The sequence below is a fragment of the Labrenzia sp. CP4 genome (genome assembly GCF_001579905.1).
Lineage (GTDB): Bacteria > Pseudomonadota > Alphaproteobacteria > Rhizobiales > Stappiaceae > Roseibium > Roseibium algicola.
On the sequence record NZ_CP011927.1, the window covers coordinates 2,794,764 to 2,814,953 of the forward strand.

Below are 20,190 nucleotides of genomic sequence, written 5' to 3' on the forward strand. Positions count from 1 at the left end.
TCCTCGGCCGGAAGCAGGGTTGCAGGAGCGCAACCCACTTTCAAAGGAGGACAAAATGACAGTGACCTTTTACGCCCAGCCCTACGATATCAGTGCGACAGGGTTCTATTTTACAAACCAACAAAGCTACCGCGAGAACATCAGTAAGCGGCGGCTGTCCCCCACCTATTCACTTCCGTCGTGATGCAGGAATCCATACCCATTGTTGATTTGGGAATGGAGGCGGGTTTGGGAGTCCATAGAGAGCTCCATATGGAGTCCGTATGCGGTTATGAGATTTTGCCGCGCGACACGGGAATGCGCCGTTGGCCCAATGAAGTGAAGGGGCAGCTTGTCGCGGAGACCTATCTTCCCGGGGTGACAGTGAACGAGGTCGCCCGGCGTGTCGGCATGAAGCCCAACCATCTCTCGGCATGGCGGCGTTTGGCACGGGAGGGCAAACTTGTGGTGCCGGATCTTCCGGGAGCCGAGTTTGTACCGGCCGTTCTGGAACCGCCCCCTGTGTCCATTGAAGAGGATGCGAAGCCGCTGGCCGCGGTGGAGATCATTCACGGCGGAACCACAATCCGGCTGGACGCTTCCGTGAGCCCGGACAGGATTGCCGATATCGTGTGCGCCCTTGGGCGTGGATCATGATTTTCCCCTCGAACCGGGTGCGTATCCTGGTGGCGACAAAGCCAGTCGACTTCAGAAAAGGACATGATGGGCTAAGCGCCCTGGTCCAGTCCGTTTTGCGCAAGGACCCGTTCACCGGCACGGTTTTTGTGTTCCGGTCCAGGCGAGCCGACCGCTTGAAGCTCCTGTATTTTGACGGCACCGGCCTGGTCATGGCTTACAAGCGGCTGGAAGATACGACCTTCACCTGGCCCGCCGTTCGGGATGGTATGATGTCGCTGAACCATGCTCAGTTCGAGGCACTGTTCTCGGGCCTGGACTGGCGCAAGGTGAAGGCATTGGAGGCTCGTTCTCCGGCTGCGGCAGAATGAATCAGGTGCCGGAAATGGCGGGCATCCGCAGCCGCCTCGGGCTATTCTCGGCCCATGCCTTCCACTGTCGCCATCGACCTTTCCGCGATCCCCGCCGACCAGCGTGATGCTGTCGCCGCGCTCTTGCGCGAAAGGGATGCGCTCAAGGAGATCAACAGGCGCCTGGAGCACCTGGTCGCGGAGTTGAACCACGCGGTTCACGGCAAAAGGTCGGAGAAACTCAGCGAAGATGAACGGCAATTGGCTTTCGAAGACCTCGAGACTGCCATCGCCGAGGTTGAGGAAAGCCAGGACACGCAGATCCCTTCCGAGGGCAAAACCCGCCGTCCGGCCCGTCGCAACCGGGGCAACCTGCCGAAGGACCTACCGCGCATCGAGCGTGTGATCGAGCCCGACAACCTGCAATGTCCCTGCGGCTGTGGTGAGATGCACAAGATTGGCGAGGATCGCACGGAGCGGCTCGACATCGTGCCCGCACAGCTGCGCGTGATCGTCACCGTCCGCCCCAAATACGCCTGCCGCGCCTGTACCGACGGCGTCACCCAGATGCCGGCACCGGCGCATCTCATCGAAGGCGGTCTGCCGACGGAAGGCGCCATTGCGCATGTTCTGGTTGCCAAGTACGCAGACCATTTGCCCTTGCACCGGCAGAGCCAGATCCTTGCCCGGTCGGGCATCGATATCCATCGCAGCACGCTGGCGGATTGGGTCGGCACCGCCGCGTTCCACCTCGCCCCGGTGTTCGACCGGCTGGCCGAGCATCTGAAGGTGTCGACCAAGCTGTTCATGGACGAGACCACGGCGCCGGTGCTGGATCCGGGCCGCGGCAAGACGAAAACCGGATATCTATGGGCCTTGGCCCGAGACGACCGGGCCTGGGGCGGGGACGATCCACCCGGCGTGGTCTTCTTCTATGCGCCTGACCGCCGCGGAGAGAACGCGGAGAAAATCCTTCGTGGCTTCGACGGGGTCCTGCAACTCGACGGCTACCAGGGCTACAACTGCCTGACGCGCCCGTCCCGCAAGGGTGGCGATCCGATCCGCGTGGCCCATTGCTGGGCGCACGCACGGCGGAAACTGAAGGAGGTGTTCGATAGAGACGGCTCCGAGATCGCCGCCGAAGGCTTGCGCCGGATCGCCGACTTCTACAGGGTCGAGGCCGATATCCGCGGAACGGCGCCCGGGCAGCGGCTCTCGGCCCGGCAGGCCCGCACCGCGCCTCTGGTCGCCGCCTTTGGCGAATGGCTGCAAGAGCAACGCCGCCGGGTCTCCGCCAAGTCCCGTCTCGGCGAGAAGCTTGCCTACATCCATCGTCACTGGGACGGTTTGCAGACCTTCCTCCACGACGGCCGTGTCGAGATTGATAGCAACAGTGTCGAGAATTTGATCCGGCCAATTGCATTGAACAGGAAAAATGCATTGTTCGCCGGCCATGACGAGGGCGGCCGCACCTGGGGCCGCATCGCATCGCTCATCGAGACCGCGAAAATCAACAACGTCGAACCCTTCGCCTATCTCAAGGCCACCCTCGAAGCCATTGCTGGCGGTCATCCGAAAAGCAGGATCGACGAACTCCTGCCGTGGAACTTCACCCCGTCAAGATGAAACCCGGTGGGCCGCAGACGGCGCTTACGAACATCACAGGCAGGGTCAATGCCTATGGCCAGCCAGTGGAGGAGTTCGAGATTCAGTTCATCAACGGCTTTGTGCTGGACAGCAAGCTTGCCCGTGCCATCGAGCCGAGCCAGTGCAACATCATTGCCATGATGGAAGCCATGGAGACATGGACAGAAGAGCAAAAGCTGAAAGTGATCATCGCCGTTGGTGAAGGCGGGGCGTCATTCGACATCATGGCCGATGATCCCGATGATATCGAGATTGATCTCTACAGCGATATGACGCTGGAGGATTTGGCCTATCAGTTTGTCGATGAAGGGCTGTTTGGCGAGATTCCTGAACGGCTGTCCTTCTATCTGGATTATCAGGCTATCGCTCGCGATCTTGGTCATGATTATGCCGAGACCTGCATTTGCGGTGACCACTATGTTTATCGGCTGGCGTGAGGGAGGATGCGATGAAACAGCGATCCCAACTCTCATACCGCGATTATGGCACTGGTCACCCTTGGTATTATTTCCTTGGCGGTTCCGTCCTCCGTCCGAAGGTCATCAAAGCGATGACCAAGGCGTCAGGCTACAAAGGCTATCTGCGCGATGAAATCGCCGATGCTGACAGCAAAGCAGAACCCGCACGAAGCATGGCCTTGCGCACACTACGCTCAAAGGCCGTGCAGGACTTGCGTAGCGATCTGTCCGGCTATCGGCGGTCAGCCTTGCGCCTGCATCGCTATCGGAGAGATAATCCAGTCTCCGTCGATGCCCTCAGCAGTTCCGATGTGCATACGGCCATCAGTCTCAAGCATAATCATCTGGTCAATGATTTTGCCCATCTGATCACGATTGACGATCTGCTGAACAGGCAGGGAGATTTGTTTGGGAAAGGCTAGCGCCAATTGGCCTTAAATGATCTTGAGCCAGTTAGGCAACGGGTGATTGTTTTTTTCACGCTCCGTCATATCCCAATACAGCCATTCCATCAGGTTCTCTGAGAGGGTCTTATCTTCACGGTACATGTCGCATTTCTTGATCCATGCTTCCATGTCTTCTCCCTGATCATTCGCGACCCAATCGACGTAACGCCAATAGCTGGCGGGCAGAACGACACGCTCTTCAACGTCGAAGGCGTTTTTGACCATCCGTCCTTCGGACTCGGTTCCGCTTAATTTTGGTTGTTGGTCTAGGTATTTTTCGAAATTATATTGATCCATAGGGCAGAATAGCAGGACGATGGCTCGCCCTGCTATTTGAACATATTCCTAAAGCCGTCTACCGCTCGTGCCCCTGATCCTTCTCGGGCGATTGTGTGATGAGGGGTTTGAACTCCCGTCCAGGCGGATCAAACACCTCGCGCACCTTCTCAACGGCCTGCTTGTCACGCGCATTTTTAGGCTCGACATTCCAGCCACGGTCGAAGTTGGCAACAGGCGTTTTGTCCCTATACATCACCAGACGCTCGATCTTGCCATGCTCCAGATTGCGTTCGGACGGCAAGTCCGAGAGCTTCACCGAGAACTGATAGCCCCGCATGGTGACGATCCCGCCATGCGTCCAGCCTTCCTGCTCGGGATGATCTTTTATCAGGTCAGGCATGGACTTCTGGCTTTCGGGTGTCGTGAGACCAACCTTGGTTCCACTTGTACCGCGAGGCGCGGTATTGCTCGTACCTCCTAGCGCGTATTGCGGTGGTTTGGGGGCATGGCCCGTGTCGCCTTTATCGTGGATGTTATCCAGCTTCTGGGCCTTTTCGCTACCTTCTTTGGCTTTGTTTGCTACGCCGTCGTTGAACGGCTTTTTCGGGTGCTCAGTCATGTGTTCGGTCCTCTCAACAGGCCTGCAATGGTCGTGTGATTGTCTTTGCCATGCAGATCGTCGGGATAGCGGGGCGGATAGCGCAGATCGAACAGGCCATGGATGGCGTTGGTGATGCCCCGCCTTGCAAAGAAGCGCACTAAATCCATTGACCCGTCGGTCTCACGGATGGCGGTGTCATCAAGTGCGATGGGCAGACCGCCAAGGCGGGCGGCGCGGCACAAGGTGGGAAGGTCGAGTTCGATGTTCAGGATTTCACGGTGATCGCGTTGACGCATGATCATCTCCAAGATGGATTGGAAAGGGGAACGAGGGGCATGTGCCCCTCGCGAGGTCTCAGGCGTTGTCCTTGGCGTAGAGATTGACGCCACGGTCTTTCAGCTCGGGGTCTTCAAACCACGGCACCTTGTTCGCCATGATCGGGTTCATGTTCCCGATCAGAAGCAACTGGCGATCTGACGGCATGCGCATCAGCTCATCCGGATAGGCGAGCTTGCGCTGTGTTCCGGTGGCCGTGTCCGTGGTTGTGGTGGTATCGGACTCTGAGATTTCTTTGCCACGTGTGATGCCGAATGCGCGGGCAATCGCCGTCGAGAAATTCCAGACCGTGGTCTCACCACACAGCTTCGAGAAATACTCAGCCGTGAAGCTGTCTCTTGACCCGAAATATTGCAGCACACCGGCATTGGCGACGAAGGTCTCCCAGCCATCGCCGTAATTCCTACGTACCTGGCTGAGATCCTGGGCGATGCCATGGATCTGGATTCCGTACCCTGCCATGAGCCCGAAGGCCTGTTCGACCATCGAGAGCCGGCCAAGAGCAGGCATCTCGTCCAGAATGAACAGGACTGACTTGTCGGGCTTCTGCTCGATGTTCCGCGCATTGACCGTCAATGCCTGTTGGATCAACAGGCGCAACAGCCGCCCATAGGCTTCGAGCCGGTCAGATGGGAGAACCAAATAGATGGTCATCGGCTTGGTCTTCAGATCAGCGAAGCTGAAGTCCGAGCGCGACAGGCTTTCCCGCACGCGTGCCGAATCCAGAAACGCGGTCTGGGCTTGCATTGAGGCAAGGATGTTGGAGAGGAGCTTCGGGTCTTTTTGCAACATGGAGGCACCCGTTGCCCGCACCTTGTGATGCGGTGATTTGAGCATCCGCTTGAAGAGTGCTTGCAGATCGTCGCCATCGAGCATCAACAGGTCGCGCACACGACCGAGATTCCGCTGACCGTCTTCCGCAGGATCGGTTGCGACATAGAGGATCAGGCCGTCCAGTGTCGCCTTGGATGAATTGTCGAAGAAGGGCTCGCTCTTGCTTTCCATCATGATGATGGCATCAGCCAGCAGGAGAGAGTTCTCGCCGATATCGACGTCACCTGGCTCTAGCCAATCAAGCGGGTTGAAGCATGCCGTCTCAAGGCCAGTGATGCCCCATGGGTCAAAGACAAAAACCTCTTGCCCCATTTCCTTGCGGTGCCCTGCTGTGATCATAGAGTTTTCTCCTTTGGGATCGATGACCACGACGGAACTTTCACGCGTGAGCAGGTTCGGAATGATCGTGCAGGTGCCTTTGCCCGAGCGGTTCGGCGCAACGGTGAGCATATGCCGGTCATCGACGTAGGAGAGCGGTTCAAGACCGTTTGCACTTGTGGACGTAAAACCCAGACGGAAGCCTTGAGCGGTGACGATGCCTGCCAGCATCATCTCGCGGGTTGTCGCCCAACAAGCAGAGCCAAAGGTGGTTGGACGTTCTGTGATCCGCTCGACCACACCGCGGAACCAGTAGCCAAGGCCAGCAAAGAAGGAGAAGAACGCAACAAAGGTTGCGGTTCCCCAGCCCACAGGGCCATGATCGAAGGCGATCAGGTATCCCATCATGCTGACGAGAACGCCAGTGATCACCATGCGTGCCGTGCTGTTATTGCGTGAGAAAAACCATCCCAGAACAAATCCGAACAGCCCCGGCGCGACGGCAAAGCCGATGCGATAGAGAGCCAGATTGGGTGAGTATCGTGGTGGCTCAAGATAGAGCCAGTAGTCAAAGACCGACGCCTGTCCGGCCATTGCCATACCAAGAAGGCCGAGGACAGCCCCGCCCAAAAACAGTCCGGTTTTGCTGGCGAAGAACTCCTCGACAGCAACCCAGCTGTTGCCAGCGGGTGGAGTGGAAACTTGTTTCGTCATAATCGATCCTTTCCAGGATTGCTTGGTGGTTAGAGGGTGAGGTTGAGATCAGACCGGCTTCGGGTTTGCTGCCGTGTCTGGTCCTGCATCCGCTCAATCTGCTCGCTCATGCGCATGGCCTGAGCGATATCGCGGGTGAGGATTTGGCGATCTTTGATGTGCTTGCGACGAAGCTTTTGAATGTCGGCTTGGAGTTTGCGACGCTCGATCATCTGCGCTTTGACCAGCTCGTCCCGTTGCCACTGGTCACGCATGGCGGCGTCCCAGGCTTCTTTTTCGTTCTGACGTTGAACCTTGAGACGATTACCCGACACGCGATCCCAGAGACCGCGTAGCCCTTTCGTCATGCGGGCATTGCGCGCGCGTGTTTCTTCCCGCTCGCGTTGTCTTTGTTTGGACTTGAGGGAGAGACGTTCGGCGCGATGCGCCTGCTTCATCCGTTGCCGTTCTTCGGCAAGTGGAGCCATGTCCTGATCATGCTTGGCATCGACCTGGCCGATATAGGTCTGGATATGATTGGTCAGTTTGTTCGCGATGATCTGTTTTGTTTGATCGACGGAGTCGAATGCCGAGGGATGACCAAGCTTGGCTTTCACCTCTTTGGTCTTGATCCCCAGCATACGCGGGACGGAAAAGACTTCGCCGTGGATATCGATGGCGACGAAGCCGCGCCGGTCACCACGAGCGAGAAAGTAGCCTTTATCCTCCAAGGCATGCTTGAAGGCTTTGGCGCTATCCGACCTGTTCCACGCATCCTGAAAGCTCTGTTTGATCTCGCGGGGGTCGAGCTTCAGGCGTTTGGCCTGCTGCCATTCGGCCAGGGTGAAGTTGAGGGGCGATTTTCCGCCATCACGGCGTAAGCCGTCTGGCATCTCCCAGCCGTGATCGAGATACAGCTCGCGGGCGAGGCTCATCAGCCTGTTCTTGAAGTGGGGGAGGTTGATCGCCGTCATGGTGGCGGCATCAATCCGCGACCACACCACATGGGCATGCCGTCTGCCTTCCTTTTCGTGAAAGACAATGGCGCGCGGTTGGCCGTCCAGACCGAGTGCCTGTTCGGCACGGTCAGCGGCATCTTTCAAATCCTGCTCGGAGGCGACGATCTCTTGCGGTGGATTGAGGGAGAGTGAGAACAGGAACTGCTCGCACTTTGTGCCCTTGGAAATTGCATAGGCCTCGGCCAGCGCCCCGTGCAGGTCACGCGCCACAAAGCCACGCACCTCGAAAAGCGTGACATGATCGTTATCCTGATCATTCATCAGGTGATCTGCGAGGTTCTTTGCACCGCTGCGCTGAGAGCCCTTGAGGATCATGGGATCAATCCTCGCAGGCAACGGCTTGGGCGAAGGTCTGTCGCAAGGACTGCGCCAGCTCAGCCTCATCGATCTGAAAACCAAGAGCCCGCATCAAAAGCAGGCGCATGGTCACAATTTCTTCGCAGGCTTTCCGTACAGCGGCGGGAGCATCAGCATCCCATTGCAGAACACCGGTTTCGGCGGCCTTCGCCAGTCGATCCAGGCTTTCGACCAGACCACTTGATCCAAGGCAGGCGAGAACCTGAGCCAGAGCCGTGTGGTCTTTGACAGGAGCACGGGCACCGCGATGCCGGTTCTTCTCGCCATCGGCAAACAGGACAGTTTTGATATACGCCCCAACAGCCATCGCGCCCGCGCGGCGTTGCAGTTCCGAACGTTCATCTGCTGTCAGGCGAATCCCAAAAGTTTGGGTTTTGGAATTGGCTGAGTTGCTCATGGCCGAGGCCCTCGCAACTCATTGGCATAGGGCTTTAGGCACTCATGCCAGTCTTCTAAAACGGTGCAACATTCCTCGAAGGTTTGTCTTTCGAGGCGCACCATATTCGAAGCATTTCTACCGATGCTTCCTCAAAAGGCTGCCCCTCCGGGCGGCCTTTTTGCTTTTCCGCATTGCCTGCAAAATACCTGATTGCTCTGGGAAAATTCAGATACCGGCTTTTTGGGTTTGTTGCGATGTGCTTTTCTGCATTGAACAGCCTCAGCGGGCTACTGGCAAAAACCGGTCCGGCACATTCATGCGAAATCGAAGGAAGCCGCACGTGTTCAATTTCCGTTCCATCAATACTTCGTCCTGTGCCGCAATGATGACCCTGAGCTTGCTGGCAGGTCCGCTTCAGGCGCAAGAGCAAGAGAAAGTGCAGGAGGCAATGGTCCCGGCCAGCGCCATTGCCGGTGCTGTGACGTCTCCCGTCGACGGCGATATCAATCGCTTTCGTGCAATCCTCGTTGAAACGGAAGAAGGCGCCGATCTCTACGTCTTTACGGACGCAGGAGAGGGCTGGAAACAGGTTGCCCATGCGAAAGACATTGTGTGGCGTGGCGGCATGTATGGCCAGGAGCCCTGGATGGAGGCAACCGAACACGGTTCGTTGAAAATCTATTCGGAAAATTCGGCTGTCGGACGCAACCGTTGGGAACAGGTCCTGACCATTGCCTATCGTAACGGCGTCTTCCGGGTCGCCGGATACACCTATTCCTACTACGATACGCTGGATCCGGATGCGAACGGGCAGTGTGACGTCAACCTTCTGACGGGCAAGGGAGTCCTGAACGGGAAGAACTTCAAGACTTCACTCGGTGCCCTGCCTGTACAGGATTGGACCATGGATACGCGGCCGCCGGAGTGCGAGGTCGAGTGATGCGGCCTTTGCGGCGAGTGTCCGCACTGGCTGTAGAAGCGGTTCTGAAGGGCTCTTGATGACGCTTTGTCGTGTTGTTGTCCGTCATTGAGAAAACACGGGAGGGATGACATGTCCGATATCGCAAGGCCGGATTGGCGCTGGGTGATCCGCGGCATGATTCTGACGCTCGTCATCTGCCTGTTGCTGATACAGCTCTTCCCCGAAATTTACGCCGTAAAGGATTTCTGGCTTGTCACTGTGCCGAGTGGCGCCTTATGGGGCAGCTTCTTGTCGCGTCTCTTGAGCGAGCCGGGGCTCTGGAAACTTCTCGTGACGAGCGCGGAAGGTGCTGCGATGATCGTCGTGCTGTTTCTTGTGGTGTTTCGTCCGCTGATTGCCTGGAAAGCGTATCTGGTCTGCGTCGCCTTGACTGCCGTCTCGGCAATCCTGTTTTTTACCTACGTCCTTCCCGCAATGCCGAACAGCACGCTGCTCATGGTCTTGGCTGGCAGTCTCTATTCATCGTTCCGCTATGGCGTCACGCTTGCGCTGCTCTATGCACTCGCGCTCACGTCGGACACAGCGCCAACCAATCGGCAGCTTCCCGCCCATGCGTGAAGGTGTGAGACAGGGCATTGCGGAGCGACTGAAAGCCCTCCGGACTAGGTTCGTTCTCGTGTGGCTGGCGATTGCATTTGTGTCGCCCGCGGCATTTGCGCAGTCGCTTTCCGTTTATCCTGCCGTTGACCCAGGCAGGTTTGGCGCGATGACGTGCCAGCAGCTTTGGTATGTCGAGCAGGAGGTGCTGGCTGCGGGCAGAGTGTGTCTTGCCAGCGAGAGAGCGCGCCGCGCGTTCCGCCGTGCGGAGCGATGCATATCCGATGACGAGGCCATTCTGCCACAGGACACCCGTGACTATCTCGATCACTTGCGAAGCGTTGCAGCGGACAAGGGGTGCAGCGGCCCCGAGAGGCGCTGAAGGGCTTCAAGGAAAGTTGGCAGGCATTTGAACCAGAGCGGCATTTCCGAGTTAAGTCTGTGGACCGGTTTCGCTTTTCCGGTGGCGCTTTGCCGCCGCAAACGCTAGATCTGGTGAGGAGTGTCCGGTGCCTTTCGCCGGAAGAGTTCGTTGCGTTTTGAGGGGAGGCGCCAGATGAGTGAAGCATCCGAGCTTGATGTCACCGCCTCTCCCGTTCCTGACATTCCGGTGCGCGACGAGGATGAGCATCTCAATCGCGAATTCATTGCGGCTGTTGAAGCGGCAATCGAGGCGAACGATCAGGATGGCCTGAGACACCTTGCCGCCGATCTTCACGAAGCCGACACCGGTGACCTTCTCGAGACGCTGGATCCGGAGGATCGGGCGTCCTTTATCCGGCTTCTGGGCGAGGACTTCGACTATACCGCGCTGACCGAGATCGATGAGGCAGTGCGTCTGCAGGTTCTGGAAGACCTGCCGACGGAAGTCATCGCCGAAGGTCTGGGCGATCTCGATTCGGATGATGCGGTCTACATTCTGGAAGACCTCGATGAGGACGACCAGGCTGCTATTCTGGAAGAGCTGCCTTATGCGGACAGGGCCCAGCTGCAAAAGGCTCTGGATTACCCGGAAGAAAGCGCCGGCCGGCGCATGCAGACCGAATTCATTGCGGTTGCCCCGTTCTGGACCATCGGTCAGACAATCGACTACATGCGCGAGGCCCGCGACCTTCCGGACAGCTTCTACGAAATCTACGTGGTCGATCCGACGTTCAAACTGCTCGGATCCGTTCACCTGGACAAGATCCTGCGCACCAAGCGGGACGAGAAGGTCACTTCCATCATGGAGGAGACTCGCCAGGCGGTGCTCGCGACGGAAGATCAGGAAGAGGTCGCCCGCCGGTTTGAGCGCTACAACCTCGTTTCCTCCGCTGTTGTGGACGAGAACGACCGCCTGGTCGGTGTTCTGACGGTTGATGACATCGTCGACGTCATCCAGGAAGAAGCGGAAGAAGACCTGCGTGCCCTGGCCGGTGTCGGTGACGAAGAGATTTCCGATAATGTGATGACCATTGCGCGCTCGCGGCTGACCTGGCTGGTCGTCAACCTTGGCACTGCCGTGCTTGCCTCGGTGGTGATTGCGCTGTTCGAGGACACGATCGAGGCCATGGTGGCGCTGGCGGTGCTGATGCCGATCGTCGCTTCCATGGGGGGCAACGCCGGCACCCAGACGATGACCGTTGCCGTGCGTGGTATTGCCACCCAGGAACTGGGTGCACGCAATCTTTTGCGCGTTCTCAACCGCGAAATTCTGGTGAGTGTGTTCAACGGTGTTGCCCTGGCCATCCTCATCGGGGTGACTGCCTGGATGTGGTTTGGCAGTCCGGGGCTCGGCGTAGTGATTGGTGGTGCGATCGTGATCAATCTGCTGTTCGCGGGTCTCTCCGGCCTTTTGATCCCGATCGCGCTCGACAAGATGAACGTCGATCCGGCGATCGCCTCGAGCGTCTTCGTGACGACGGTAACAGATGTGGTCGGTTTCTTCGCCTTTCTCGGCATCGCAGCGCTTTGGTTCGGCCTGCCGTTCTAGCCTCCAATCGGCAGGCCTCGTTTAAAGGTCAGTCACCGCATACCAGAACCTTCTGTCGCAGACACGCGGCCGTGCGGTGATGGAAGGCCTCGCGATAGGCGCTGTCCGAATAGAGTGCGACCAACGCGGTTAAATCGGGATAGGCGCCGATAGCGACCAGATCCCAATCCTCGTCCTGCCCCAGGAACATGCCCTGAAACGGTCCGACATAAAGGAACCGTCCACCAGCCCGCTCCATGGCCGGCATGCTTGCAGCCGCATAACTGGCAAAGGCTTCCTGGCCCGTCTGGCCCGTCGTTCCGTCCGCATATTTCGCGGCGGCATTCAGCTTGAAGAAATTGATCAGGGTTACGGGTTTGTCGTTCGCCCGGCTGAGGATCTGCGTCCATTGGCTTTCCGTCGGGCTGGTGCCGTCGGTTCCCGGGCCGTACCAGGTTACGAATTGGGCTGACTGTTGCTTGACGTCCATGAGGCTTCTCCATAACTTTACACGTGTCAAATTGCAGGAAAGTTTACACGTGTCAAGTCAAGCTAGGGTGCAACGCACGCGCGCGGAAATTCTCGATAGTGCCTGGACGCTCATCTCGCAGCGGGGAGCGGACGTGTCGCTGGCGGAAATCGCCAAGGCCGCAAAAATCAGCCGGCAGTCCGTCTACGATCACTTTGGTTCGCGTGGGGGGCTGATTCTGGCGCTCGTCCGGCGGGCTGATGAACGTCTCGACATACGGGCGAAACTGTTTGCAGCCTTTGACAGGCCACAGCCGCATGAACGGCTGAATGCTACTGTTGCCGTCTGGATCGGTTTCGTGAAGGAAATCTACCCGGTTGCCTCGGATCTTATCCGCCTGCGAACCACCGATGCGGACGCATCGGCGGCGTGGGAAGACCGGATGTCGGAGCTGAGGCAATGGTTGCTTGTGTTGACCGGATCGCTGGAACGCGACGGTGCGCTGCAATCCGTCTGGACAGCGAAGTCGGCTTCAGAATTTCTCTGGGCGTCGTTCAGTGTGCAGGCCTGGGGTCTGTTGACACAGGACTGCGGCTGGGATGAGGGCGAGGCGGAAGCTGTCCTGACGAGAACACTGCGGCAAGCATTGCTGACGGAAAAATGATGCCGCGGAGGTCGTGAATGTGGGTCACTAAAAGCAAACACACCTGACGCGGAGTGGAATAGCCCTGGTTCAAAGGTTCGGCGGGCAGGCCATGCCTGGGCTATGGCTGCTTCCTGTCGAAAGTTTTGTTGTCGAATTCAACAAACACGACGCCATGGAGGCGGATGCCGGTCGACCAAGACTTGAGCTGCGCTGCAAAAGGTCACGCAGACCCATTATTGCCAAAGCAAAAGGCCCCGAGATTTGTGCTGGTTCAGCAATCTCCCGGAGCCTGTTTGATGGCTACTCATTTTGCCCGCCGATCAATGCCAGGTATCACTCCAGGCCAGCTTTACGCAAATTGTCCCGAAGCGTCATGACCTTTGCCTGAAGGTCGATGACTTCTTCCAGTTTCAGTCCGGTCGAAGACATGATGCAGGTGCTGAAATGTTCCGTTTTCTTCTGCAAGGCGCGGCCCTTGCGGGTCAGTTTCAGGATAACCTGGCGCTCGTCCTTGATGTTGCGCGTGCGCGTTACATGCCCCATGGCCTCAAGCCGCTTTAACAGTGGCGTCAGCGTGTTGGTGTCGAGCTGCAGCTTGGACGTGATTGCACCGACCGGAACGTTGTTTGTTTCCCAGAGCACCGTCATGGCCAGGAACTGCGGGTAGGTGAGCCCGACTTCCTTGAGCAACGCCTTGTAGACGCCGTGCATCGCGTGGTTGGCGGAATACAGCGCAAAACACAAGTGCCGGTCGAGCGGCAAGCTGCCATCATGGATTTTCTGACTGTCGTCGTCCTGGTCGCTGGCAAGGTCATTGGCAGCGGATGCAGATGCGGCCTGCTCGGTGCCGGTATCTTCGCCAGCCTGCGTTTCCGCAGAAACGTCAGGCGTCTGCCCGGTATCAGCTATCTCCTGGCTGGAAGGCGTTTCGGCGACGGCAACTTCCGCTTCGCGTGCGTCATTGCTTTCAGCGCCGGAAGCCGTTTCCGCCTCAGGCTTGGCAGCGGCCTTCTTGCGCTGTTTCTTCTCAGACTTTTCGGCTTTTGCCGGCTTGTCTTTTTTTTGTTTTTCAGTCGCTTCCGGCGCGGAAAATCCAATCGCGTCCAGCAGGGACATCTGGTTTGTGGTCTCGCTCATTCGCCTCTTATAAATCGCGCGCGATATGGTCGCAACTGTTGACGAATTGGAAGCGTGTGTATATGTGGGTAATTTATATCGTGTACGATTAAAACGTATGAGATATATATGGCTGAATGACTTGTTATTTGAGAAAAAGGAGCCTGCAGATGGCTGTTGATGTGAAATATGAAACCAAGGCAAAGGCCACCGGCGGCCGCGATGGTGCGGCGGAAACGTTGAGCGGATCCTTCAAGGTCAAGCTGGCGACGCCGAAAGAACTCGGCGGCGCAGGCGGCGAAGGCAATAACCCGGAAGAGCTGTTCGCAGCCGGATATGCAGCCTGCTTTATTGGCGCGATGAAATTCGTCGGCGGGCAGGAAAAGATTGCAGTCCCGGCTGATACGTCCATCACCTCGACGGTTGGCATCGGTCCGCGTTCTGAAGGCGGGTTCGGTCTGGCGGTCGCGCTGGAAGTGTCCCTGCCGGGTCTGGACAAGGCTGTAGCTGAAGACCTCGTTGCCAAGGCACACCAGGTTTGCCCCTATTCAAACGCCACCCGGAACAACATTGACGTCAAGCTGACTGTCGTCTGACACAGATTGTCCGGTTCGACCTTTTGTGGTCGAGCCGGACCTCTTTTTGGGCTTCTGTTGGTGGAAAGGAGCTTTCGTGAGCCTCTTTGTTATCGATCTTCACTACACTGCTGATCTGCGGGAAATAGACGCTCTGGCGGAAGAACACAGGTCCTACCTGCGGGATCAGTATGAGGCCAGCCTGCTCCTGGCATCCGGTCCGAAACTGCCGCGAACCGGTGGTGTGATCCTGGCGCGCGCAGCAGACCGTGTCGAAGTTGACCTGGCGATCAACGAGGACCCGTTCAAGTCGGCGGGCGTTGCGGAATATACCGTTACGGAATTCAAGCCGGTCATGCACCCACGGAACTTCCCGATTTGACGCAATCACGGGCGATCACCTCTGTGCGGAATGCAGCCGCCAACGAGAATTCCAATTGGCGATGGCGATTTGAAAGAAAACCTTGCCGGGTAACCTGAAATTCCCAGCGGATGGGTGTTAAGAAGGTCCGACCTGTCTCACGCGGAGAATTAAGAACATGCGGCCGAAGCTTGATGGCATCCTGGAAACCGCCGTTTATGTCGACGACATGGAGACGGCTCACTCCTTTTATTCCGAAATCCTGGGATTGAGGCGCATGGTCGCTGGAGAAAGGCTGTTTGCCTATGATGCCGGCCCCGCGCAGACGCTTCTGGTGTTTCATCGCGGCCATACCGGGGAGGACGTTGAGACGCCGGGAGGTGTCGTTCCCGGGCACGATACGTCGGGGCACAGTCATTTCGCGTTTCGCGTTGGGTCCGACCAACTGGAACCCTGGCGGGCTTACCTGGGCGAGATGGGCGTGGAAATTGTCAGCGAGGTCGTATGGCCGGCAGGTGGCACCAGCCTTTATTTCAACGACCCGGACGGCAATGTCCTGGAGCTGGCGGCAGCCCCGCTCTGGCCGAATTACCTATCGTGATTCTTAACAGTTTTGCGGCAGGGTGACGGCGTTTGAAAGTCATAACAGGTGGCGCAATGAATTTCTTGCAAGCGGTCCTGCGGACATTGTTCTACGTTGCCGTCGGCGGGGTGATTTCGATTGTCGGAGCGGCGTTTTTCTTCATGAACTGGGAGCCTGACCGGAACCAATACACGATCCGCGGCATCGATATTTCGCACCACCAGGGTGATATCGACTGGGCGCAGGTGGCGGCGGACGATATTGCCTTCGTCTACATGAAGGCAACCGAGGGCGGAGACTTCAAGGACCGCGCCTTTGCCCGCAACTGGGCCGGAGCAGGAGGCGCGGGTCTGGCGCGTGGTGCCTATCATTTCTTCAGTTTGTGCAAATCCGGCCGCGAGCAGGCGCAAAACTTCCTGTCGGTTCTGCCGCAGGACAGCGACATGCTGGCACCGGTGGTGGATCTGGAATTCACCGGGAACTGCGCGCGCCGTCCGCCGGCCGAGGAAGTGCTGCAGGAAATCAGTGATTTCGTTGCTCTGGTCGAGCAGGGGCGCGGCAAGCAGGTCATCCTTTATGTGCCGGAGGATTTCTATCTGGACTATCTGAAAGGCAAGGGCCTGAACCGCCGTCTCTGGACGCAGTCGATCTGGCATTCCCCCGGCTATGTGTCAGACTGGTCGCTCTGGCAGTACCATGACCGGGGCACGATCAAAGGCATTTCCGGCGATGTTGATCTGAATGTCCTTCATCCAGAGAAGAGCTTGGATAACCTGAAATCCTGATTGATCAAGTGTATGAAATATAAGCCTTAAAATTGACGTGTTGACTTTAACGTAAAAAGACGGAACTGTGCGCCCAACAAGGAGTGGGCATGCAGCGTTATTACACCATCACCCAGCTGACGCAGGAGTTCGACATTACCACCCGAACCCTGCGGTTCTACGAAGCGCAGGGGCTGGTGTCGCCGACGCGCCGGGGGCGTCAACGCCTTTACACACCTGGTGATCGTACCCGCATCAAACTGATCCTTCGTGGCAAGCGTCTCGGATTTTCCCTGAACGAAATCAAGGAAATGATCGAGATGTACGGCAGTGCGCCCGGTGAAACCGGCCAGCTGCGGCTGCTCCTCGACAGGATCGCCGCCCGCCGGGCAGAACTTCTCGAAAAACAGCGCGATATCGAATTGACCCTGGTCGAGCTCGACGATGTCGAGGCCGGTGCAAAGGCGCGCATGGTCGAGCTTGAAACAGGCCCGGACCAACTGTCTGGCGCCGTTACGACCTCGGAGGACAAGTGATGGATCTTTCGCCTCGCGACGAAAACTGGGAACCCCGTGTCCGGGCCAGTTTTGCCGCGCAGAAATTCATGACCCATCTGGGGGCGAAGATGGTTCACGTCTCGCCCGGCGCGGTCGATCTGGAATTGACGATGCTTCCGGAACTGACACAGCAACACGGCTTTTTTCATGCCGGTGCGACGTCTTCTATTGCGGACAGTGCGGCAGGCTATGCAGCTCTGACGCTGTTTTCCGCCGGCTTCGGGGTGTTGACCAGCGAATACAAGATCAACCTGCTCAATCCGGCGAAACAGCCGGTGCTTCTTGCGCGTGGCCGGGTCGTCAAACCGGGACGAACGCTGACCATAGCCAAGGCGGATGTCTACGGACTGGATGACGGCGAACAGGTGCATGTCGCAACGGGGCTGTTCACGCTCATGAGCGTTGCCGGCGTCAAGGACTGAAGAATGACCGATATCACCATCAGGCCGCTGGAACGAACCGACAAGCCGGGCTGGCTCAAACTCTGGAAGGCCTATCTTGCATTCTACGAGCAGGATCTGGCGCCGGGAGTGACGGAAACCCTCTTTGAGCGACTGCATTCCGATGCAGGCCACCGCGCGTTCGTGGCAGTTCAGGAGAATGAGCTGGTTGGACTGGTCCATTACCTTTTTCACGATAGCACCTGGGCCAGTTCGTCCACCTGCTATCTGGAAGATCTGTATGTCAGCGAGAAGCTTCGTGGCGGCGGAGCCGGCCGCAAGCTGATCGAGGCGGTCTACAGGGCCGCGACCGAAGAACCGTCTGCCAGCGGCAAAGTCTACTGGCACACACATGATCACAATACACGCGCCCGGCAGCTTTACGACCGGATCGGCGTTTTGAGCGATTTTGTCCGATACGACAGGCCTTAAGAACTCTGGGAGGTAATCAAGATGATCCGTAACGATTTTCCGGGTTTCAATTTCGATCTCGGCGAAACCGCCGACATGCTGCGCGACACCGTTCGGTCCTACAGTCAGGACCGGATTGCGCCACTGGCAGAAAAGATCGACCGCGAGGACTGGTTCCCGCGGGAGCTCTGGCCGGAAATGGGAGACCTTGGCCTTCACGGGATCACAGTGGAGGAAGAATGGGGCGGTTCGGGTCTGGGCTACCTGGAGCACTGCATTGCCATGGAAGAGGTCAGCCGGGCGTCCGCATCCATCGGCCTCAGCTATGGCGCCCATTCAAACCTGTGTGTCAACCAGCTTCGCCGCTGGGGAAGTGACGACCAGAAGAAGCGCTATCTGAACAAGCTCGTGACCGGTGAACATCTGGGCGCGCTGGCCATGTCGGAACCGGGCGCTGGCTCAGACGTCGTTTCCATGAAACTGAAGGCGGAAAAGAAGGGCGATCGGTACGTCCTCAACGGTTCCAAGATGTGGATCACCAACGGTCCGTCCGCCGATACGATGATCATCTATGCCAAGACCGATCCGGAAGCCGGGCCGAAGGGCATTACCGCGTTTCTGGTCGAGAAGAGCTTCCCAGGTTTTTCCGTCGCGCAGAAACTCGACAAGCTCGGCATGCGCGGGTCCGAAACCGGTGAACTGGTGTTCCAGGATTGCGAAGTGCCGGAAGAAAACGTTCTCGGCCAGGTTGGCAAGGGCGTCAACGTACTGATGTCGGGTCTGGACTACGAGCGCGCCGTTCTGGCTGCAGGGGCCGTCGGCATCATGCAGGCAGCCATGGACGTGGTCATTCCCTATGTCCACGAGCGCGAGCAGTTCGGCCAACCGATCGGCACGTTCCAGCTTGTTCAGGGCAAGGTCGCGGACATGTATGTGACCATGAACGCCACCAAGTCCTATGTCTATGCGGTTGCCAAGGCGTGCGACCGGGGCGAGACCACGCGCGAAGACGCCGCTGGTGCAATCCTCTACGCTGCCGAAAATGCAACCAAACTGGCACTTGATGCAATACAGCTGCTTGGTGGCAATGGCTACATCAACGAATATCCGACCGGGCGTTTGCTGCGTGACGCCAAGCTGTACGAGATTGGTGCGGGAACTTCCGAAATTCGGCGGATGCTGATCGGTCGTGAGATCTTTAACAAGACCGCCTGATCACCGAATTCGGAGTATGGCATGAAACAGACCCGGCTTCCCGAAAAGCCCGACGCGAAATCTCCGGCGGGGGCCGATATCCGTTTCATCATGGATGGGCCGACAGGAAACATGATTCATTCGACTGTTCCTGTCGGCCAGACCAACCGCGCAACACGGCACAGGACCGTGCACGAGTTCTGGCATGTGCTTTCCGGCCATGGACAGATCTGGAGGTCCGACGATTCCAGCCAGCGCGTTGTCGACCTGGAAGCCGGTGTCTCAATCGATATCCCGGCTGGAACAGCTTTCCAGTACCGCAACACCGGTGAAAGCGTTCTGCAGTTCATCTGTATCTCCATGCCTCCCTGGCCAGGGGATGACGAAGCCGAATTTGTTGACGGGCCCTGGGAAGCGACGCTCGGCAGCACCTGAGACCAATCCTGCTACCGAACCGATCTGGCTTTTTCTGCGTATCGCTGTCACGACGAAAGTGAGGCAGCGAATGACGTCAATTGCGGTAATCTTTGGGGCCAGCGGCGGAATTGGCTCAGCCATGAGAGACCACCTTGAAGCGGGCAGCGGCTATGACAAGGTCATCGCCCTCCATCGAACGTCGTCACCACCTCTCGACCTGCTCAACGAACGCATGATCCAGGCCTGTGCCGACAGGGTTAGGGAGGAGGAGGGGGATGTTCGATTGCTGTTCGATGCCACCGGAGCTCTCACCTTGGGCAGTGCCCGTCCGGAGAAGAGCCTGCGCGAACTAGATCCTGAGGTCCTTGCCCGTTCATACGCGATCAACGCCATTGGACCGGCACTGCTGATGAAGCACTTTTTGCCGCTGCTCCCGAAAGAGGGCAGAAGCGTCTTTGCGACGCTTTCGGCCCGGGTCGGTTCGATCGGCGACAACGGTCTGGGCGGATGGTTTGCTTACCGGGCCGCGAAGGCTGGGCTCAATCAACTGGTCCGTACGGCGTCTATCGAGCTGGCACGCAAAAATCCCGCTGCTATCTGTATTGCGCTTCATCCCGGCACGGTGAAAACACCCTTGACCGAGAACTTTGCGAAAACCGGGCTCGACGTACAGGAACCGGCTGTTGCAGCAGAGCGTCTTGTCAATGTGCTGACCAGTCTTACGCCTGCAGACACCGGTGGATTTTTCGATCAAACCGGCAGGCCGATCCCCTGGTAGGCTTGGCGTGGGCTTAAATCCCGGCGTGTTGCGATCACCAAGCGTTCTTCGTCCGCTCAATTCAGGTGTTGGCAGGG

At 57.9% G+C, this 20,190-nt stretch carries 28 protein-coding genes; 20 read left to right on the top strand and 8 right to left on the bottom strand.

Features of this window, described 5'->3' with window-relative positions; all coding sequences use genetic code 11:
• The first annotated feature begins 252 nt into the window (after nt 1-252).
• Genes ACP90_RS13020 through ACP90_RS13040 form a run of 5 tightly spaced genes read left to right on the top strand, consistent with a single transcriptional unit; the run spans nt 253 to nt 3,492 of the window.
• Nucleotides 253-636: a transposase gene (locus ACP90_RS13020; protein WP_023014559.1), complete on the top strand. Its 384-nt coding sequence runs from the start codon at nt 253-255 to the stop codon at nt 634-636.
• Nucleotides 633-986, top strand: a complete 354-nt coding sequence (tnpB, locus tag ACP90_RS13025) for an IS66 family insertion sequence element accessory protein TnpB (RefSeq protein ID WP_023001579.1) — start codon at nt 633-635, stop codon at nt 984-986. The genes ACP90_RS13020 and tnpB overlap by 4 nt, the downstream gene beginning before the upstream one ends.
• A gap of 54 nt (nt 987-1,040) precedes the next feature.
• Nucleotides 1,041-2,591, top strand: coding sequence for an IS66 family transposase (locus ACP90_RS13030; protein ID WP_062488578.1), 1,551 nt, complete (start codon nt 1,041-1,043; stop codon nt 2,589-2,591).
• Nucleotides 2,567-3,049 carry an antirestriction protein ArdA gene (locus tag ACP90_RS13035; protein WP_145915762.1) on the top strand — a complete coding sequence of 161 codons (483 nt, stop codon included), beginning with the start codon at nt 2,567-2,569 and terminating at the stop codon, nt 3,047-3,049. Before ACP90_RS13030 ends, ACP90_RS13035 begins: the two co-directional genes overlap by 25 nt.
• Before the next feature lie 11 nt (nt 3,050-3,060).
• The gene (locus ACP90_RS13040) at nt 3,061-3,492 is read left to right on the top strand and encodes a hypothetical protein (protein ID WP_145915763.1); all 432 of its coding nucleotides are present in this window, start codon (nt 3,061-3,063) and stop codon (nt 3,490-3,492) included.
• A gap of 12 nt (nt 3,493-3,504) precedes the next feature.
• On the opposite strand, the gene ACP90_RS13045 is transcribed toward ACP90_RS13040, so the two are convergent.
• The 6 genes from ACP90_RS13045 to ACP90_RS13070 all read right to left on the bottom strand — a co-directional run bounded on the left by ACP90_RS13045 (nt 3,505) and on the right by ACP90_RS13070 (nt 8,260).
• A complete protein-coding gene (locus ACP90_RS13045) occupies nt 3,505-3,741 on the bottom strand; it encodes a hypothetical protein (protein WP_145915764.1) in 237 nt (78 codons plus the stop codon).
• A gap of 130 nt (nt 3,742-3,871) precedes the next feature.
• Nucleotides 3,872-4,414 carry a hypothetical protein gene (locus ACP90_RS13050; RefSeq protein WP_062488582.1) on the bottom strand — a complete coding sequence of 181 codons (543 nt, stop codon included), beginning with the start codon at nt 4,412-4,414 and terminating at the stop codon, nt 3,872-3,874.
• Entirely contained in the window at nt 4,411-4,692 is a 282-nt protein-coding gene (locus ACP90_RS13055; protein ID WP_145915765.1) for a hypothetical protein, read from the bottom strand. The genes ACP90_RS13050 and ACP90_RS13055 overlap by 4 nt, the downstream gene beginning before the upstream one ends.
• Before the next feature lie 58 nt (nt 4,693-4,750).
• Entirely contained in the window at nt 4,751-6,598 is a 1,848-nt protein-coding gene (locus ACP90_RS13060; RefSeq protein WP_062488584.1) for a type IV secretory system conjugative DNA transfer family protein, read from the bottom strand.
• Between the two features lie 29 nt (nt 6,599-6,627).
• A complete protein-coding gene (locus tag ACP90_RS13065) occupies nt 6,628-7,911 on the bottom strand; it encodes a relaxase/mobilization nuclease domain-containing protein (RefSeq protein ID WP_062488585.1) in 1,284 nt (427 codons plus the stop codon).
• 4 nt (nt 7,912-7,915) lie between these two features.
• On the bottom strand, nt 7,916-8,260 hold the full coding sequence (locus tag ACP90_RS13070) for a hypothetical protein (protein ID WP_208993522.1): 345 nt from the start codon (nt 8,258-8,260) through the stop codon (nt 7,916-7,918).
• Nucleotides 8,261-8,672: 412 nt separating this feature from the next.
• On the opposite strand from ACP90_RS13070, the gene ACP90_RS13075 reads away from it, so the two are divergent.
• From ACP90_RS13075 to mgtE, 4 genes are all read left to right on the top strand, one after another.
• Nucleotides 8,673-9,272, top strand: coding sequence for a hypothetical protein (locus tag ACP90_RS13075; RefSeq protein ID WP_145915766.1), 600 nt, complete (start codon nt 8,673-8,675; stop codon nt 9,270-9,272).
• Between the two features lie 111 nt (nt 9,273-9,383).
• Nucleotides 9,384-9,872 carry a hypothetical protein gene (locus ACP90_RS13080; protein WP_062488588.1) on the top strand — a complete coding sequence of 163 codons (489 nt, stop codon included), beginning with the start codon at nt 9,384-9,386 and terminating at the stop codon, nt 9,870-9,872.
• Entirely contained in the window at nt 9,865-10,233 is a 369-nt protein-coding gene (locus tag ACP90_RS13085) for a hypothetical protein (protein WP_062488589.1), read from the top strand. Before ACP90_RS13080 ends, ACP90_RS13085 begins: the two co-directional genes overlap by 8 nt.
• 174 nt (nt 10,234-10,407) lie before the next feature.
• The gene (gene mgtE / locus ACP90_RS13090) at nt 10,408-11,823 is read left to right on the top strand and encodes a magnesium transporter (protein ID WP_062488590.1); all 1,416 of its coding nucleotides are present in this window, start codon (nt 10,408-10,410) and stop codon (nt 11,821-11,823) included.
• Nucleotides 11,824-11,851: 28 nt separating this feature from the next.
• Here mgtE and ACP90_RS13095 read toward each other — a convergent pair whose 3' ends face one another.
• Nucleotides 11,852-12,292: a DUF1330 domain-containing protein gene (locus ACP90_RS13095; RefSeq protein WP_062488591.1), complete on the bottom strand. Its 441-nt coding sequence runs from the start codon at nt 12,290-12,292 to the stop codon at nt 11,852-11,854.
• Nucleotides 12,293-12,341: 49 nt separating this feature from the next.
• Between ACP90_RS13095 and ACP90_RS13100 the strand changes: the two genes are divergently transcribed.
• Nucleotides 12,342-12,935, top strand: coding sequence for a TetR/AcrR family transcriptional regulator (locus ACP90_RS13100; RefSeq protein WP_158514177.1), 594 nt, complete (start codon nt 12,342-12,344; stop codon nt 12,933-12,935).
• 315 nt (nt 12,936-13,250) lie between these two features.
• On the opposite strand, the gene ACP90_RS28765 is transcribed toward ACP90_RS13100, so the two are convergent.
• Nucleotides 13,251-14,054: a MarR family transcriptional regulator gene (locus ACP90_RS28765; protein ID WP_082809737.1), complete on the bottom strand. Its 804-nt coding sequence runs from the start codon at nt 14,052-14,054 to the stop codon at nt 13,251-13,253.
• Between the two features lie 149 nt (nt 14,055-14,203).
• Here ACP90_RS28765 and ACP90_RS13110 point away from each other — a divergent pair, with 149 nt between their 5' ends.
• The 10 genes from ACP90_RS13110 (at nt 14,204) to ACP90_RS13155 (ending at nt 20,113) form a co-directional block, all read left to right on the top strand.
• A complete protein-coding gene (locus ACP90_RS13110; RefSeq protein WP_055654655.1) occupies nt 14,204-14,629 on the top strand; it encodes an organic hydroperoxide resistance protein in 426 nt (141 codons plus the stop codon).
• Nucleotides 14,630-14,705: 76 nt separating this feature from the next.
• Nucleotides 14,706-14,990 (top strand): YciI family protein, encoded by a 285-nt coding sequence (locus tag ACP90_RS13115; protein ID WP_062491591.1) that lies wholly within the window; start codon nt 14,706-14,708, stop codon nt 14,988-14,990.
• Between the two features lie 157 nt (nt 14,991-15,147).
• Complete coding sequence (locus tag ACP90_RS13120) at nt 15,148-15,570, top strand: VOC family protein (protein ID WP_062488593.1); 423 nt, start codon at nt 15,148-15,150, stop codon at nt 15,568-15,570.
• 56 nt (nt 15,571-15,626) lie between these two features.
• A complete protein-coding gene (locus ACP90_RS13125) occupies nt 15,627-16,337 on the top strand; it encodes a GH25 family lysozyme (protein ID WP_022998298.1) in 711 nt (236 codons plus the stop codon).
• An 89-nt stretch (nt 16,338-16,426) separates the two neighbouring features.
• A complete protein-coding gene (locus ACP90_RS13130) occupies nt 16,427-16,852 on the top strand; it encodes a MerR family DNA-binding transcriptional regulator (RefSeq protein WP_055654646.1) in 426 nt (141 codons plus the stop codon).
• Nucleotides 16,852-17,295 (top strand): PaaI family thioesterase, encoded by a 444-nt coding sequence (locus ACP90_RS13135; protein ID WP_062488594.1) that lies wholly within the window; start codon nt 16,852-16,854, stop codon nt 17,293-17,295. The genes ACP90_RS13130 and ACP90_RS13135 overlap by 1 nt, the downstream gene beginning before the upstream one ends.
• Nucleotides 17,296-17,298: 3 nt before the next feature.
• The gene (locus ACP90_RS13140; protein ID WP_062488595.1) at nt 17,299-17,745 is read left to right on the top strand and encodes a GNAT family N-acetyltransferase; all 447 of its coding nucleotides are present in this window, start codon (nt 17,299-17,301) and stop codon (nt 17,743-17,745) included.
• Between the two features lie 21 nt (nt 17,746-17,766).
• Nucleotides 17,767-18,939 carry an isovaleryl-CoA dehydrogenase gene (locus ACP90_RS13145; RefSeq protein ID WP_062488596.1) on the top strand — a complete coding sequence of 391 codons (1,173 nt, stop codon included), beginning with the start codon at nt 17,767-17,769 and terminating at the stop codon, nt 18,937-18,939.
• A gap of 21 nt (nt 18,940-18,960) precedes the next feature.
• On the top strand, nt 18,961-19,353 hold the full coding sequence (locus ACP90_RS13150) for a cupin domain-containing protein (protein WP_062488597.1): 393 nt from the start codon (nt 18,961-18,963) through the stop codon (nt 19,351-19,353).
• A 70-nt stretch (nt 19,354-19,423) separates the two neighbouring features.
• A complete protein-coding gene (locus ACP90_RS13155) occupies nt 19,424-20,113 on the top strand; it encodes an SDR family NAD(P)-dependent oxidoreductase (protein WP_062488598.1) in 690 nt (229 codons plus the stop codon).
• The last annotated feature ends 77 nt before the right edge of the window (nt 20,114-20,190 follow it).

Excerpts from the sequence above, each read along its gene's own strand:
- ACP90_RS13050 (WP_062488582.1), bottom strand. The coding sequence starts at position 4,414 with ATGACTGAGCACCCGAAAAAGCCGTTCAACGACGGCGTAGCAAACAAA.
- ACP90_RS13085 (WP_062488589.1), top strand. The coding sequence starts at position 9,865 with ATGCGTGAAGGTGTGAGACAGGGCATTGCGGAGCGACTGAAAGCCCTC.
- ACP90_RS28765 (WP_082809737.1), bottom strand. The coding sequence starts at position 14,054 with ATGAGCGAGACCACAAACCAGATGTCCCTGCTGGACGCGATTGGATTT.
- ACP90_RS13120 (WP_062488593.1), top strand. The coding sequence starts at position 15,148 with ATGCGGCCGAAGCTTGATGGCATCCTGGAAACCGCCGTTTATGTCGAC.
- tnpB (WP_023001579.1), top strand. The coding sequence starts at position 633 with ATGATTTTCCCCTCGAACCGGGTGCGTATCCTGGTGGCGACAAAGCCA.
- ACP90_RS13080 (WP_062488588.1), top strand. The coding sequence starts at position 9,384 with ATGTCCGATATCGCAAGGCCGGATTGGCGCTGGGTGATCCGCGGCATG.
- ACP90_RS13055 (WP_145915765.1), bottom strand. The coding sequence starts at position 4,692 with ATGCGTCAACGCGATCACCGTGAAATCCTGAACATCGAACTCGACCTT.
- ACP90_RS13145 (WP_062488596.1), top strand. The coding sequence starts at position 17,767 with ATGATCCGTAACGATTTTCCGGGTTTCAATTTCGATCTCGGCGAAACC.
- ACP90_RS13065 (WP_062488585.1), bottom strand. The coding sequence starts at position 7,911 with ATGATCCTCAAGGGCTCTCAGCGCAGCGGTGCAAAGAACCTCGCAGAT.
- ACP90_RS13140 (WP_062488595.1), top strand. The coding sequence starts at position 17,299 with ATGACCGATATCACCATCAGGCCGCTGGAACGAACCGACAAGCCGGGC.
- ACP90_RS13020 (WP_023014559.1), top strand. The coding sequence starts at position 253 with ATGGAGTCCGTATGCGGTTATGAGATTTTGCCGCGCGACACGGGAATG.
- ACP90_RS13125 (WP_022998298.1), top strand. The coding sequence starts at position 15,627 with ATGAATTTCTTGCAAGCGGTCCTGCGGACATTGTTCTACGTTGCCGTC.
- ACP90_RS13040 (WP_145915763.1), top strand. The coding sequence starts at position 3,061 with ATGAAACAGCGATCCCAACTCTCATACCGCGATTATGGCACTGGTCAC.
- ACP90_RS13150 (WP_062488597.1), top strand. The coding sequence starts at position 18,961 with ATGAAACAGACCCGGCTTCCCGAAAAGCCCGACGCGAAATCTCCGGCG.
- ACP90_RS13110 (WP_055654655.1), top strand. The coding sequence starts at position 14,204 with ATGGCTGTTGATGTGAAATATGAAACCAAGGCAAAGGCCACCGGCGGC.
- ACP90_RS13130 (WP_055654646.1), top strand. The coding sequence starts at position 16,427 with ATGCAGCGTTATTACACCATCACCCAGCTGACGCAGGAGTTCGACATT.
- ACP90_RS13155 (WP_062488598.1), top strand. The coding sequence starts at position 19,424 with ATGACGTCAATTGCGGTAATCTTTGGGGCCAGCGGCGGAATTGGCTCA.
- ACP90_RS13095 (WP_062488591.1), bottom strand. The coding sequence starts at position 12,292 with ATGGACGTCAAGCAACAGTCAGCCCAATTCGTAACCTGGTACGGCCCG.
- ACP90_RS13030 (WP_062488578.1), top strand. The coding sequence starts at position 1,041 with ATGCCTTCCACTGTCGCCATCGACCTTTCCGCGATCCCCGCCGACCAG.
- ACP90_RS13045 (WP_145915764.1), bottom strand. The coding sequence starts at position 3,741 with ATGGTCAAAAACGCCTTCGACGTTGAAGAGCGTGTCGTTCTGCCCGCC.
- ACP90_RS13060 (WP_062488584.1), bottom strand. The coding sequence starts at position 6,598 with ATGACGAAACAAGTTTCCACTCCACCCGCTGGCAACAGCTGGGTTGCT.
- ACP90_RS13135 (WP_062488594.1), top strand. The coding sequence starts at position 16,852 with ATGGATCTTTCGCCTCGCGACGAAAACTGGGAACCCCGTGTCCGGGCC.
- ACP90_RS13070 (WP_208993522.1), bottom strand. The coding sequence starts at position 8,260 with ATGGCTGTTGGGGCGTATATCAAAACTGTCCTGTTTGCCGATGGCGAG.
- mgtE (WP_062488590.1), top strand. The coding sequence starts at position 10,408 with ATGAGTGAAGCATCCGAGCTTGATGTCACCGCCTCTCCCGTTCCTGAC.